Raw genomic sequence first — 13,218 nt, 5'->3', positions numbered from 1 at the left:
TTGGCGGCCTCGTGACGGCTATGTAGGCCATCAGCTTCCAGCGCGCGGCTGCAGGGGCTGATGCTTCGACCTCGACGAGGAGAGCACCCCGACGGTGTCGGCGACGTCGGCGAGCGCGAGGACCTCGCGGACGCGCTCGCTCATGGCGGCCGGGTCGGTGTTGCCGTCGGCGCCCTCGGCAGCCTCCGTGGCCGCGAGGTCGAGGGCACGGCGCGAGACAGCCGTCCAACCTTCTTCGGTGACGGCGACGCCGGCACGGAGCTCACTGCCGTCGGCGTCGGCCGCCAGGAGCAGGTCGAGTTTGTCGTCCTCGGTGTCTCCACCCTCGATCCGAGCATGTCGAACATCGGGATGAGCGCCATGTACGAGCCCACGGCGGCGTTGGACCAGGAGGCGACCAGCGGCACTGCCCCGCCGCGCCCGGTGGGCTACGACCGCGTCCGGCAGGCCTTGCTCACACGGCTGTGAACAGCCGGTTATGAAAGGCAGGCGTTCCAGTCGTGACGATCGAGGCGATACTCCCGGTCTCTGTGCGCCCCAGCCATACAACGCTCCCCCCATCGGCCGGGAACGTCACGAGGTCGGCTCCGATAGCCTCGTCGCTCACCCGCTCAAACGACTCGCCCAGAGACTCGGCGGCCAGGGATGCATCCTGCTTGCCCGCATCGACCTCGAGCCAGACCTGGCGGAATGGCTCGGTCAGCGATGGCCAGGCGGTGGCGTCGGCGAAACTCCCCATATTTTCCTCAGAGTCGAAACCCGGCCGCTCACCGTGGACGATTTGCTCGATGCTCTCACCGACACCGAGGCCCGCCTCCCAGCAGGCCACTGGGGCATCGCTGACAAGCAGGCGGACGGCGACCGCCTCGCGGCCGTCGAACTGCTCGCCGTTGTACTCGTACGGCGCTTCCGTCCAGGAGGCCTGCACCCGGTGAACGCCAGGGGGGATCCGGTCCTTCAGTTCCCGGCCGGCCGGGGTGGGCAACTCCCAGTCGGAATCATCCGGCCAGGGCGAGGCGACGACGAGCCGACCGCTCGGCACCCGGATCGGGCTCACCTCCGTCACCTCGACGACGTATACGGGTCTCGCCGGATCCTCGGCATGCGTGCCCACCTGCGCCCCCAGTGTGAACACCGCCTCCAAGTACCGGCTCTCTTCCGGACCTGCCGCCAGACGTTCATCTGCCGTATATCCCATGGCCGAACCGTAGAGGGCCCCACTGACAGAGCCCCACGTCCCGGCACCTCCCATCCCGCTCTCGGTACACGAGTGGCCAGCGGAACCATGCGGCGGCTGACGATCACGCACTCGGGAAGGTACGGCCGACGAACACGGACAGGCCAGTGAGACCGAGGTGCTGCCCGGGCTCACCGTCCACAGCATGAACATCGGGAAATGGCTGGCCAAGCAGCGCAAGCCGGAGATCTGGGCGGCCCTTCACGACGGGCAGCGCGAACGCTTGCAGCAGCTCGGCATCACGCCGATCGCCCCGGAGCCGAAGATGCCGGCGAAACCGTCCACGGCGCCTTCGAGCGCGGCGTTGCGGCCCTTACGCAGTACAAGACCCGGGAAGGGCACGTGACCGTCCCCCGGGGGCACGTAGAGCAGCTCGAGGACGGCACCGAAGTCCGACTCGGCGTGTGGCGCAGCAACATGCGCAGCAGGCGAGACTCGCTGCCCGATACACGCCGCCAGCTGCTCACGGACTTCGGCCTGTTCGACTGAAGGGTCGGGTCAGTGGCTGGTCGGCGCGCTGCACGGGGCCTTCAGGCGCTCTACTCTCGTGCCGCTTTGCTCAGGAAACCGGCTCGGGAACCTCACCCGGCCTGACCGGCACGATTTCGACACGGGTACAGCCCACGGCCTTGAGTTCGGTACGGCGACGCTTCGCCGACCGTTTGTCGTACCCGCCGGCCGACGCCTGCGGGGCACCGTCCGGGTCGGTCCACAGCAGGCCGTAGTGCTGCATCACGCTCGTCATGGAGATCACGCTTCCCCTCCCTCGACGACCGTAAGCACACCGCGCGAAGCGCACCGTGGACCCACTTGACCGCACGGGACGCGCTGGTGCCGAAATAGGTCCTTGGGGATAAGGAAGGGGATAAGTTTGCGGTTAAGCAATACCGGTCCTGAACGTGAAGGTGCAGGCAATGGCATCTGAGGAAGAGCTGTTCGCATCCGTCGACGCTCTGCTGAACGAGGAGCCGCATCTGCCGCCTCCGGCGGAGCGTGCCCGGCTGCGTGAGGCCGCCGGCATCACCCAGGCCCGCCTCGCCACCGCGTTGAAGACCACGACCCAGTCGGTGAAGAACTGGGAGAACGGCCGCAGCGAGCCGAAGTCGCCGCGCCTGGACGCATACCAGCGGCTGTTGAACGGGTGGGCGGCGAAGTACCCCGCCCCCGGCGCAGCCCCGGCGGTCTCGGCTGTCGCGACAGCACCGGCGGCGTCTGCTGAACCGGCCGCGTCCGAGGCGGCGAGGGCAGACGCCCCGCAGCCTGTCGACGTTCCAGGTGCGGGGCCGACGCGTCCCGCCGCCCGGTCCGCCGCGACGTCGCGGCGCCCGGCCTCTGCGAGGCCTGCAGCCGATCCGCGGTTCCCGCACGGTCCGCTCGTGGTGCTGGACGGTGACGGCTGCGCGTACGGCCTGGACGGAATCGTGCTCGACTGCCCCGCGGCCACGGTGGTGGAGCTGGTGGAGTGGACGCTGCGCGAGTCCGGCCTCGGTGCACCGCGCCTGCACCGCAACGGCAAGGACAGCGACCCGCTGATCGTCCTCACCGCCGCGGCCGCCGTGAAGCTCGGACTCCCCGAGCGCCTGGAAGGCCACGAACAGCGCCGCACCCTGCGTCTACCGGAGGATCACCCGGTGGTCAAGCAGGTGGTGAAAGCGAAGTGGCGGCTCACCCAGCGCGGGTTCGGCCCGTGGGCAAGGATCTACCGCAAGGTCCAGGGGCACGAAAGGCAGTGCGTGCAGCTGGCGATCCTGTCGTGGGACGCCCTCGATGAGCGGTCCTGGCCCGGCGTTGCGCAGATGGAGCCGGCCGACGTCGCCCGCGTCCTCGGCACGTACGCCCAGCGGGTCATCACCCCGCGCGGCTCCACGGCCGTGTCCGGGCTGGAGCTGATGACGGCGCTGCGCCCGCCCACCCGCGCGGTGCGCGACGAAGCGAGCGGGAACTGGGTGCCCGGCCACAACCCGGGCAGCCTCGGGACGGAGCCGATGGATCCGGCGCCGCCGGAGGCCACCCCGGAGCATCCCGTCGTCGTGGACAGCGGCTGGACTGGTGGCTTCCTGAACGAGGAGGCGTACCAGTGGGTGCGCGACGTCAGCCTGCTGAGCGATGAGGAGTGCACACTGCCGTACGCGGTCGGCCTGGACCTCAACACGGCGTTCCTCGCCGCCGCGGCCCGCCTGGTCGTCGGGCTGTCCGCCCCGGACCACTTCCGCGCCCCGGCGTTCAACCCGAAGATCCCCGGCTCCTGGCTGGTCGACCTCTCCCACGTCGAGGTGGACCCGCGCCTGCCCTCGCCTTTCACCCCGGATGGCACCCGGCCGACCGGGCCTGCCTGGTACCAGACGCACACCGTCGCCTATGCCCAGGAGCTCGGCTACAACGTCGCTCCGTTGGAGGGGTATCTGCGCCGTGAGACCGGCGCGTACCTGGACCCGTGGCACGACCGGTTGAAGAACGCCTACGTCGACACCCTCGCCGACCTCGGCGTCACGAAGGACCTGTCGGACGCGGAGTTCCTGGCGGTGATGGAGCGGCACAAGGACACCGACCCGGCGATGGCCGCCGTCCTGGCCGCCATCAAGGCCACCGTCAAGGGCGGCATCGGCAAACTGCGTGAACGCCCGCAGGGCAGGAAGTACAAGGAGGGCGAGCGGTGGCCGGCCCTTCAGCGGCCGACCTGGCGCCCCGACATCCGCGCCGCCGTCATCTCCAAAGCGCGCGTCAACATGCACCGCAAGCTGCGCAACATGGCGGCGATGACGGGCCTGTACCCGCTCGCCGTGCTCTCCGACTGCGTCGTCTACCCCAGCCCGGGCGACTCGCCGCTGGACTTCCTGCCCTACGCCGCCTCCGGCAAGCCCCAGCCCGGCGCCTTCCGCCTCGGCCCCACTCCGGGCCTGGCCAAACTCGAGGGCGTCCAGTCGATGCTGTGGGCGGTCGACCTCATGGAACAGGGCTACAACCCCGCCCGGCACATCAAGGGCGGCGACGCCGTCCTCGACGAAGGAGAGTAGGCCGGTGTCCGACAGCGGCCCGATGCACAAGACCTGGTTCCCGCTGGCCGGTACCGGCGGCCAGGACCCCATGGTGGAGAAGGGCTGAGGCGTGGCAGAGATCGAGGACGCCATCGAGCGGGCCGATCGGGAGAGCTTCACCCGCCAGCCCCCCAAGACCCTCAAGGGCCAGATCGGCTACCTGATCCGGCAGTTGGGCAGTGCGAAGGCAGTCGCCCAGGAGATTGGCGTCACCGCCGACTCCGTCAACCGCTACCGGCGCGGCGCCCGCAAACACGCCCGCCCTGACGTCGCCGCGAAGATCAATGACGCCGTGCGGCAGCGTTGGCAGCCGCAGGTGCGCAAGCGTCGGCAGCAGCAGGCCGCGACCACGGGCGGGATCACGGTGGAGACCAGGGCCCGGTTCGGCTACACCGCGCCGATCGGCACGACCGACGACGGACGCTTCCGCCGCCTGACGGTGCACCTTCCCCCGGCCTACGCACAACGCCTCTTCGACGCCCGCCACGCTGGCGCCAGCGACCAGCAGATGCGCCAGATCATCGCCGAGGGATTCAAAGAGATCTACTTCCAGGACGGCGGTGGCCGCGCCATGGGCCTCTCGGACGTCACCCTCAACGACATCGACTACCTCGACCTCGATTACTGACCTTCACCTGTATCCAGAACGTCAAGCACCTCGACTGACCGATGCACGATGGCTGCCACCAAGGCCGGTGTGGTGACTTCCGCGATGTATGGCTCGGGTCGAAGGCTAGTCAAGCGGTGAGTTCAGGCCGTGAGGCAGGCACCGCGGTACGGCGGTGACGTCCTGATGGGCCGTCATTGGGGTGGACATCGCCGATCGCGAAGTCCATCAGCAGCTGTTCCAGCGTCGAGGCCTTGTCGGCTTGCCCGACACGGCGAAGGGTTTCTTGAACATCGCGGACCATCCGCTGTATCTCGATACGGGCTCGTGTTTTGAGGCTCTCGGTCTCCCGCCGAGCGTCGGCTGCAACCAGGTCCGCTTCCCGTAGCAGGGCATCGACCTGCACACCGGACCTAGCATGCAGGCTTGATATCTCGGTCTGAGCTTCACCGCGGATACGGTCTGCCTGCACGACAGCTATGTCGAGGAGCTCAGCAGCCGTGCCTTCAGCACCACGGATCAACTCGGCGGCGGTCAGACGAGCTTTCTCCTCGGTGAGTGCGGCCTGAGTCATGGCGTTCATGATCATCACGTCGCATCTTTCCTGGACGTCAGCACGCATTGCCGTGAGGTGTTCGAGTTCAGCCAGTGCCTGACTGAGCAGCTCTCGTGCGTGCCGTTCCGTGTCCGCCGCGGTGCGTGCACGCTCGGCAGCGGCCATCAGCTTGCGATCTGCCCAGTAACCGGCGTCGTCCGGATTGGCGATCATGAGCCTGAGCGCGGCGTTCTCCTGCCGGGCTCGCTTCAGTTCGTCCGCGGTGTTGGAGGGGTCGGTGGGGTGCTGCAGAGCCTCTTCCTCGCGTTGTGCCTGCTCATGTACTTCCAGCCACTCCTGCGGCTTCCCACCGAGCCATTCGACCACGTCGTACAAGAACTCACGGCTGGGCACCTGGCCGTTGAACAGACCTGACAGAGCAGCACGCGAGTAGCCGCTGCGTTTACTGATCTCCGCATAGGTCGGATCGCCAGCCTGCCGCTTCAGCGCGCGTAGCCGTTGCGCAAGTTGCGTACGGGCTGATCCGTCTGCGGGTAAGTCCTTCAGCTTCCGGCCTGCCACAGGCCCTCCCCCATTGTTTTGCAGACCGCCGATTGTTCCGGAACTAGTGCCTCGTCATACCCCGTTCGATGAAGTCGATGTTGCTGCTGCAGGTCAGCGAATTGTTCGGCATTCTTCAGATGACCTGTTCACACGTTGGAGTGATCAAAGCGCAGCCCGTGTACTGGTTTTCCCACCCGTGCCCCATGCCGGATACGTCTCGGGGGCAATGGCTCAGGCCTACCGGCACAGGGAAGGAAGGAGAACGGTGCACGACACGAACGATCCCCTCAAAGGGGAGCCGCGGCAGTCCCGTCGGCGGCGTCTGGCCGACGGCCTCCAAGCCGTCCGCCGCATCGAGCCCATCGTCGCCCTGGCGGTGCAGATCGGCTCGCTCATCGTCACTGTGACCAGTAACTGGCCCGGCCACCCTCACGGGTGACCGGGCCAGGCTGAAGGAGCTGATGACAGGCCACCCCGGGGTGGAGCCGGGCAGCAACGCACCCGGGGTTGGCCGCACGCCTTCGTACCGCCACTGTGCCACGTCCCGCGGCAGCCACGACGGCTACGACCGCGGTTTGGGAACTGCACGTCATTTGAGCGCAGCTCGACGCTGCGTGCGAGGCCGCAGAAGCGGTGCCTGCGCGGCTCCCGACTTGTACGCCTAACGGCATGCTCCGGTCCCCCTCTGTCGTGGCCGAACTACCCGAGCATCCCGCGCCGTGAGGAGCCGGTGGCTGGGCGCTGTGTATCGGCACCACGGGAGCTGGCGGGCGCGGTGGGACATGCCGCCGGCGACGACATCGACACCCCGCACGGGCAGGCCGCAGCACAGCCGACAGCGCCGGCCTGGACCGTCGGCGGCCGCGGGAGCCTACGACACCGCCGGTAACGCCCTGGCCCGGCCGCGCACGAGCGGCGAGCAGCAAGACGTCCTGCGGGCGAAAGCCCGGCCGGGCCAGGGCGTTACCGGGCATGCGCGTCGGGCCGGCACCGAGAGCGGTGCCGGCCCGACGTGTCGGCGGACGCGGGTCCAACGCGTCTGCCAGGGGTCCTGGAACGGGTTCGGGCTTGCGACCAGTAGCCGTCAGGAGGACACCGGCGGACTTGCCGCCGGTGTCGTGCTGTCCAACACCGTCTTGCTGAAGGGGCCTAGACCGCAAATCCGCTGGAACAAACGGTGGGCCGTCTTACGGGCGGTACCCCGTCAAGTCGCTGTCCTCACCGTCACGTTGGCGCTCCGGCCAGGCTGGGGATTCCCCAGCGGGGCGCGGAACACCCACGAGGCCAGAATTTCCCATAACGCCCAAAAGGGACGCATGGGTGAGGCGCATGACGGCGGCGCGTGGAAGGCTTTGTACCGCGCAGCCCGACCACCGGCAGGGTCCAACTGCCCCTGGGATGCGCGACCTTGCGACCAGTAGCCCGGGCCCCGGCACCCTGCCGCCGGCCCCCGTCAGGACGGAGTCCTGCGCACCATGAACGACCCCTTCGCCACCCGTCCGGCGACACCGGCCACGGCCGGACCTGCGCTGCCCTGCTCCTGCACCGCCGACGCGGCAGCCGGCGCCCAGCCGACTGCGGTCGCGGGCCGGTTCGGCCCCACGCACGCGCTGATCCTGCTGCTGTGCATCCTGGCACTTGGCAGCGGCCTGTTCCTCGCCGGCAATCCGCTGGACACCGTCTTCACGCTACTGGGCGGCCTGGGCGCGATCGGCGCGGCTACCCTGGCTGTGGCCGGCAGTGGCCGCCGCCTGGTCGCCGTCCTCGCCGAGGCCGTCGTACGCGGCGCGGGCAAGTAGGGGGTCCGCCGTGACCCGTTCCCCCGCCGCAGGCGCCGCGGAGCGCCCCTTCGCCCACCTCGCCGAACACCTCACGGCTCTGCGCCGCGCTGCCCGGCTGCCTCAGCGCGCCCTGGCCCAGGCCGCCAACATCTCCCGCAACACCGTCCAGCGCGCCGAGTACGGCACCACGGCGCCCACCGCGGCCGTCCTCGACGCCTACCTGCGCGCCTGCGGGGCTGGCGAGGCCGCCGCAGCCCGGGCCCGTCTTCTGCGCACCCGCGGCCGCACCGCCCGCCGCGACAAGCTCCGCGAGCTCAGGGCACCGGCCCCCGACTTCATCCACGACAAGCGCGACCTCGGCCTCGCCCTGGCCGAAGCGTACGAACAGGCGGGCGCACCGCCCCTGCGGGAACTCAGCCTCCCCGGCCGGGCCCCGCTGCCCGTCACCACCGCCTGGCGGATCGTCCACCGCAAAGGTCTGCCGGCCACCGTCCGGCAGATGCTGACGTTCCTGACCGCCTGCGGCATCAGCCCCGCCGGACAGCGCCCCTACGTCGCCGCCTACCACCGCATCACCGCCGACCTCGACACCCGCCCCACACCCCCGCCCACACGACGCCGGGCCAGCCGGATCGGGCCGATCCGCATCGTCGCCGAGGGACACACGGAGGAGCACGTACTCACCGGCCCGGCAGCCGCCCTCGCCCGGATCATCCCCGCGGGCATGCTTGAGGAAGCCCTCACCACCGCCCTGCACCACTGGGCCAGCCGCGAAGCACACCGCAACGGCACCACCCCACCCGACTGGATCACCGCCACGTCCTTCCTCAGTCACGGCGTCAACCTCACCCGTGACCGCGACTTCCTCACCGCGCGCACCACCGACAGCGGCATTGACTTCATCGCGCGCACCGCCGACGGCGGCACGGCCCTCATCCAGATCAAGAGCCAGCAGCAACGACCCGGCCCAGCCTCGGTATTGCCGGGAGCCCGCGTCCCGGAACCGCCACCCGCCCCCGCCGACCACGCCGCCTGACCACCGGTGGCTTGGTCCGGCAGGGCGCGGCGGTAGCCAACGGCCCCACCGACGGCGGCCCTGGCGGACAGTCCCGGGCGCAGCCGCGGCAAGGGGCGCAGAGCTCCACGTGGGCCTACACCGCAAAGTGGGATGATTCAACCGCCGCCGACAGACATCGTGCTCCTGGCCGGCCTTCACCGCCCAGCGCCACGGGCTGACGTCCGCGTCAGCCGTACCGGGCACGATCAGGCAGACGCGGCTGGTCCAGAGCTGGATTCGGAGACCCCCGCCCGCTCCTGCCCAGTACGACCAAGTCATTGGACCAGGCCTCCCAGTAGTGACGAACTCGTTGGTGAAGGCCGTGGCCTTCACCCCCTAACACGCCACGGGAGGCCTGGATCCGGATGCCGGAGGCGAAGTTTTTTCAACTGCCCACCGTCGTGCACCTGTCGCACTGTTTCCGCAGGTCACGTCGGTGGGGGGGTGAGGAAATCGGTTCTGTTTCGGCCACTTGTTCCAGCGGGTGTGTCCAGCGGGAGGCGTCTCCGCGCTGGGGCAGATCCGCCCGGCATGCGCGAAACGGCTGAAAAGTGAAGCGTTAGTTCACGGGTGGACGGAAAAGGATGTCCCGGTCATCGCAAAGGGAGGGCGCGTGGCACGACGGGACATCGAGAAAATCATCGGTGAGCTCGGCGAGATCCGCCGGATGCTCGCCGACCCCCATACCGGGATCACGGCGCTGCAGCAGGTGCAGGAGAGCCGGCACAGCAAGGTCCTGGAGCACGTCACCTACAGCACGACCGGGGTGCGGGAGGAGAACCGCGAACTGCGCCGCCGGCAGGAACGCATGCTCAGCGACCTCGGCCAGGTCCGCACCGCGGTCGACGACCTGCGCCGCGAGATCGCCCAGGCCTGGGCCCACACCCTCGGCCTCCCCCACATCCCCAGCACAGTGCAACCGGCAGAGGAAGCCATCGAAGCCCGGCCGGCCCCAGCCCTCGAGACCGGGGCCGGCCTCGACGACGACCGGAAGGACGACACCCCCGTGCCCAACCAGCACGCCCCGGACGCCGCCGACGACACGCCGCCCACCGGCGCCGGACACGTCTTCCGCGATCTTGCTGAGCCGACGGACCGGACCGGGGTGACGAACGGGCACCCCACGGAGCAACCGTCGAGTGATCTCTCGGGCCTTTCACACACCCCAGTCGGTCCTCATGAAGTGGTGGGCAGTGCGGGGGCCTTGCCATCCATGCCCGCACGCGAAGACGCAGCAGGCCCCGAGCCAGCTGCCTCGCCCTCACAGACGGCTGAACCCGCTGACCCGCCGAACAGCGGCCCCGCGGACACCAGTGAACAGCAGTCCGAGTACCGGCGCGGGCTGCTGGCAGCGGCCGCCGTCTCCTCTGCCCGGCTGATATGCCACAAGGACACCTGGGCGTTCCTGGTGGAAAAGTCCCTCACCCACGCCCACTTCCGGCTGCCGGACACAATCAGCGACACCGACGACGGACAGATCGACACCCACCTCTCCGGCCGCTCCCTGCTCGCCGTGCTGGTCACCACCCAGCACATCCTCGACCAGCCCGCCGACAACGACCTCGCCGCCTGGGCCCTCGCCCACGCCATCCACACCCGAACCCACCAAGCCGTCACCACCGCCAGCAACGAGCGCTCCCACAACGGCGACGTGACCACCATCGTCCTCGATGACCGCCCCCCAACCGCAGACTGACGAGCTCACAACTCCTGCTCGGCGCGCCTCACCGGCTTGCTTTCACGGTGAGGCGCCCAGGCGGCTGAAGACCCAGCGCAGCACCTCCTGGTCGACACGGGGCCGGCCGGTGCGGGCAAGTGCGGTGCGGGTGTGGGCGGTCAGTCTCGCCCAGGCGCGGAAGTTGCCGTGTGCGGCGCGGTTGTCGGCGAAGGTGATGTCGTCGGGGTCGGCGTCGGCCCAGACCGGGTGGAACAGCGGGATCGTCTCGAGGACTTCGCTGGGGGTGAGGCTCGTGACGTGCTGCCAGATGAAGATGCGGGAGGCCAGCATCGCCTCGCGACGCAGCACGGTGTGGCAGCCCTCGCCGCCGACGAAGATGATGGCGAGCTGGGTGGAGGGTTCGTCCCACAGGTAGCGGAAGTACTCGAACGCCTCCCCGTTGAGCCACTGCGCCTCGTCCACCAGGAAGGTGCGGGGATGTTCGGCCAGGGCGGTTTTCAGCAGGCGGTCGAACTCGCTGGGGTGGCGTGGGGGCTGGCCGGGCAGATCGAGCGCGGTGAACAGTTCGTAGCGCACCGCGCGGGCGGTGGGACGGGCCCGGAAGGTGATCCTGCGGACGTCCTCGTCCTCGAGGTCGCGCAGGCAGACATTGACCGCGAGGGTCTTGCCGAAGCCGGCGCCGCCGTGGAGGCACATCATGGCCCGCGCGGCGACGGTGTCGGTGTCGGTGTCGGTGTCGGTGTCGGTGTCGGTGATGTTCTCCCGGGCGGTGAGCAGGGCGCGGGTGGTGACCACGGACGCATCGGGCAGGTCGACGTACTGGTAGGAGGGAGCGGTCACAAGGCGTCTCCGTCGTCGCGTGCGTCAGGAGCCGCCACCCGAGGGGGCGGGGTATCGGGGGCGGCTTCGGGCAGGGCCGGAGCGGGCCGGCCGGGTGTGGTCCGGGCGGTGAGGGAGGGCGGGGTGCGCCAGTCGGCCGGGGGTGCGGCGTGCGGGATCAGGTCCGGCAGGGCCAGCTTCGAGGCGTCGGTGTGCTCGGCGGCGGCCAGTTCGTGCTCGGCCTGAACGGAGGTGAGCGCTCCCAGCCGCTGGGCCGGTCCGGCTGTGGTGGCGGGGGCGAAGCGCTGCCGGCGCAGCGTCTCGGCGGCCTTCACCTCCGCGCGCAGGCGCCGGGCCCGCTGCGCGCGGGCCGCGCGCACGGCCGCCAGTTGTTCGGGGGTGGCCGCATCCGCGAGATGGGCGGGCCCGAGATACGCGCCGTGGGCGTCGCAGACGTCGATCTCGTGGTCGTGGTGCGGCATGTAGCGCACGGTGACGGTACGGCCGGCCTGGCCGGTCATCCAGGGCGCGATGTAGGTGCGCCCGCGCCACCGCACCCCATGGCTGGACAGCTTCCGCGTCCGGCCGTCGTCCTCGAGCGTGAACGTCCACAGATCGGCGGCGGGAACGTCGGTGATGGGGGTCGGGTCGGCCTGCCACGCCTCGAGCGGCGTACGGCCGGACAACGCCCGGGGCCGATGCTCGCTGTTCCACCAGCAAGTCCAGGCCAGCACCTCGCCGGTGAAGTCCTCAAACGACAGGAACCCGGACGCATCCGGGTTGCGGCCCGCCCTTTTGCGCCGTCGGCCGGGGCGGAGTGTGGCGGGGGTGAGGATGTAACCGGGCAGAGCCGCGAACAGCATCCGGTCCACCGCCCGGTTGAGGTTCTCCACCGTGCCCTTGAGATGAGGGCTGTAGGCGGGCAGGTCCTTCACCGTCACACCCATCGTGCCGAACGCCGCGGTCACGGTGACCGACAGGAAATCTTTGCCCCGGTCCACCCTCACCTCCTCCGGGGTCCCTCCCGCCGGACCATACGGGTCTTCCCGCAGCACGGCGGCGCGCAGCGCGGCGAGCACCGAGGCACGGGACGGAGTACCGGGCGTGACGGCGGTGCCGGTGATGACTTTGGTGGCTGTGTCGACGAACCAGGTCACCCACGGGCGCACCAGGTCACCGTCGGCATCGACCAGCAGCGGCGCCTGCACATGATCGGCCTCCCACACGTGATCGCGCCAGGACAGCGCCCGCTTGGCGAAGACGTCGTGCGCGCGGGCCGCGTCCGCTCCCGCGGCAAGACCGGCCCGCTCCCCCGCGGTGAGATCACGGCGCACCGCGCGCAGGAACGTCGACAGCGACGGCACCGGCTCCAGCAACGGCGCCGCCGCCGGCGGCGCACCCCCAGGAGGAGCCACGGATCGAGGCGGCGTCGCCGGCTGCCCGTCATGGCTGCTGTCCTCGGCCCGGGCCACCAACTGGCGGTGCACGGCGGAGGCGTTGCCATGCCAGTACGCCAACAGCACCCGGATCTCCCCCGTGACCTCGAACCGGCCCCCGCCACGCTCACCGGGGCGCAGCGCGGCCCGCGGCGAGCGGGAGGCCTCCGCCAGCCACCGCCACACCGTCCGCTCCGACACCCCCAAACACTCCCCGGCCAGCCGCACATGCTCCCGCGACAGCCGCCGCTCACCACGCAGCACCAGCAACCGGCGCACCGCCGGCACCCGCAACGCCCTCAACGACTCCTCGCCCAGCACACCGGCCGGATCCCCCGGCGGCGCCAGCACCTCCACCTCATGCCCCCTTCGTCCTCATCCGCGCGCGTGGAGCATCGTCTTCTTCCACCCCGACCTCGTCCGCCCGTCACCAGCAGGAGCAGGCCCCGTCCACCAGCCCTGCGCGCAG

Annotated in this window: 14 protein-coding genes; 9 read left to right on the top strand and 5 right to left on the bottom strand. The window is 70.0% G+C overall.

What is annotated here, in order from left to right:
- Positions 1–60: 60 nt before the first annotated feature.
- Positions 61–468, top strand: coding sequence for a hypothetical protein (locus ABZT06_RS45005; RefSeq protein ID WP_355754425.1), 408 nt, complete (start codon positions 61–63; stop codon positions 466–468).
- Here ABZT06_RS45005 and ABZT06_RS45000 read toward each other — a convergent pair.
- Complete coding sequence (locus ABZT06_RS45000) at positions 455–1,198, bottom strand: DUF4241 domain-containing protein (protein ID WP_355754423.1); 744 nt, start codon at positions 1,196–1,198, stop codon at positions 455–457. The two genes, ABZT06_RS45005 and ABZT06_RS45000, sit on opposite strands and share 14 nt — an antisense overlap.
- Before the next feature lie 184 nt (positions 1,199–1,382).
- On the opposite strand from ABZT06_RS45000, the gene ABZT06_RS44995 reads away from it, so the two are divergent.
- Positions 1,383–1,583: a helicase associated domain-containing protein gene (locus ABZT06_RS44995; protein ID WP_355754421.1), complete on the top strand. Its 201-nt coding sequence runs from the start codon at positions 1,383–1,385 to the stop codon at positions 1,581–1,583.
- Positions 1,580–1,726 carry a hypothetical protein gene (locus ABZT06_RS44990; protein ID WP_355754418.1) on the top strand — a complete coding sequence of 49 codons (147 nt, stop codon included), beginning with the start codon at positions 1,580–1,582 and terminating at the stop codon, positions 1,724–1,726. The genes ABZT06_RS44995 and ABZT06_RS44990 overlap by 4 nt, the downstream gene beginning before the upstream one ends.
- A gap of 70 nt (positions 1,727–1,796) precedes the next feature.
- Here ABZT06_RS44990 and ABZT06_RS44985 read toward each other — a convergent pair whose 3' ends face one another.
- Positions 1,797–1,982, bottom strand: a complete 186-nt coding sequence (locus ABZT06_RS44985) for a hypothetical protein (RefSeq protein ID WP_330269493.1) — start codon at positions 1,980–1,982, stop codon at positions 1,797–1,799.
- Positions 1,983–2,151: 169 nt separating this feature from the next.
- Here ABZT06_RS44985 and ABZT06_RS44980 point away from each other — a divergent pair, with 169 nt between their 5' ends.
- Both ABZT06_RS44980 and ABZT06_RS44975 read left to right on the top strand, forming a co-directional pair.
- On the top strand, positions 2,152–4,251 hold the full coding sequence (locus tag ABZT06_RS44980) for a helix-turn-helix domain-containing protein (RefSeq protein ID WP_355754415.1): 2,100 nt from the start codon (positions 2,152–2,154) through the stop codon (positions 4,249–4,251).
- Positions 4,252–4,342: 91 nt separating this feature from the next.
- Positions 4,343–4,900, top strand: a complete 558-nt coding sequence (locus ABZT06_RS44975) for an XRE family transcriptional regulator (RefSeq protein WP_355754413.1) — start codon at positions 4,343–4,345, stop codon at positions 4,898–4,900.
- Between the two features lie 109 nt (positions 4,901–5,009).
- Here the strand turns inward: ABZT06_RS44975 and ABZT06_RS44970 are convergent, their stop codons facing one another.
- Complete coding sequence (locus tag ABZT06_RS44970) at positions 5,010–5,996, bottom strand: helix-turn-helix domain-containing protein (protein ID WP_355754410.1); 987 nt, start codon at positions 5,994–5,996, stop codon at positions 5,010–5,012.
- 247 nt (positions 5,997–6,243) lie between these two features.
- Here ABZT06_RS44970 and ABZT06_RS44965 point away from each other — a divergent pair, with 247 nt between their 5' ends.
- From ABZT06_RS44965 to ABZT06_RS44950, 4 genes are all read left to right on the top strand, one after another.
- Positions 6,244–6,417, top strand: coding sequence for a hypothetical protein (locus ABZT06_RS44965; protein ID WP_355754408.1), 174 nt, complete (start codon positions 6,244–6,246; stop codon positions 6,415–6,417).
- 1,036 nt (positions 6,418–7,453) lie between these two features.
- Complete coding sequence (locus ABZT06_RS44960) at positions 7,454–7,777, top strand: hypothetical protein (protein ID WP_355754406.1); 324 nt, start codon at positions 7,454–7,456, stop codon at positions 7,775–7,777.
- A gap of 10 nt (positions 7,778–7,787) precedes the next feature.
- Entirely contained in the window at positions 7,788–8,795 is a 1,008-nt protein-coding gene (locus ABZT06_RS44955; protein WP_355754403.1) for a helix-turn-helix transcriptional regulator, read from the top strand.
- A 634-nt stretch (positions 8,796–9,429) separates the two neighbouring features.
- A complete protein-coding gene (locus tag ABZT06_RS44950; protein ID WP_355754400.1) occupies positions 9,430–10,512 on the top strand; it encodes a hypothetical protein in 1,083 nt (360 codons plus the stop codon).
- 42 nt (positions 10,513–10,554) lie between these two features.
- Here ABZT06_RS44950 and ABZT06_RS44945 read toward each other — a convergent pair whose 3' ends face one another.
- Both ABZT06_RS44945 and ABZT06_RS44940 read right to left on the bottom strand, forming a co-directional pair.
- On the bottom strand, positions 10,555–11,334 hold the full coding sequence (locus ABZT06_RS44945) for an ATP-binding protein (RefSeq protein ID WP_355754397.1): 780 nt from the start codon (positions 11,332–11,334) through the stop codon (positions 10,555–10,557).
- Entirely contained in the window at positions 11,331–13,106 is a 1,776-nt protein-coding gene (locus tag ABZT06_RS44940; RefSeq protein WP_355754394.1) for a Mu transposase C-terminal domain-containing protein, read from the bottom strand. The genes ABZT06_RS44945 and ABZT06_RS44940 overlap by 4 nt, the downstream gene beginning before the upstream one ends.
- Positions 13,107–13,218: the final 112 nt, after the last annotated feature.

The organism is Streptomyces sp. NPDC005483 (assembly GCF_040606035.1).
Taxonomy (GTDB): Bacteria; Actinomycetota; Actinomycetes; order Streptomycetales; family Streptomycetaceae; genus Streptomyces.
Note: the sequence above shows the minus strand (reverse complement) of the source record. Positions and strands in the feature narration are given on the sequence as shown.

What these genes read in the sequence shown, in the direction of transcription:
- ABZT06_RS45005 (WP_355754425.1), top strand. Translation starts at nt 61, where the DNA reads ATGCTTCGACCTCGACGAGGAGAGCACCCCGACGGTGTCGGCGACGTC.
- ABZT06_RS45000 (WP_355754423.1), bottom strand. Translation starts at nt 1,198, where the DNA reads ATGGGATATACGGCAGATGAACGTCTGGCGGCAGGTCCGGAAGAGAGC.
- ABZT06_RS44995 (WP_355754421.1), top strand. Translation starts at nt 1,383, where the DNA reads ATGAACATCGGGAAATGGCTGGCCAAGCAGCGCAAGCCGGAGATCTGG.
- ABZT06_RS44985 (WP_330269493.1), bottom strand. Translation starts at nt 1,982, where the DNA reads ATGACGAGCGTGATGCAGCACTACGGCCTGCTGTGGACCGACCCGGAC.
- ABZT06_RS44980 (WP_355754415.1), top strand. Translation starts at nt 2,152, where the DNA reads ATGGCATCTGAGGAAGAGCTGTTCGCATCCGTCGACGCTCTGCTGAAC.
- ABZT06_RS44960 (WP_355754406.1), top strand. Translation starts at nt 7,454, where the DNA reads ATGAACGACCCCTTCGCCACCCGTCCGGCGACACCGGCCACGGCCGGA.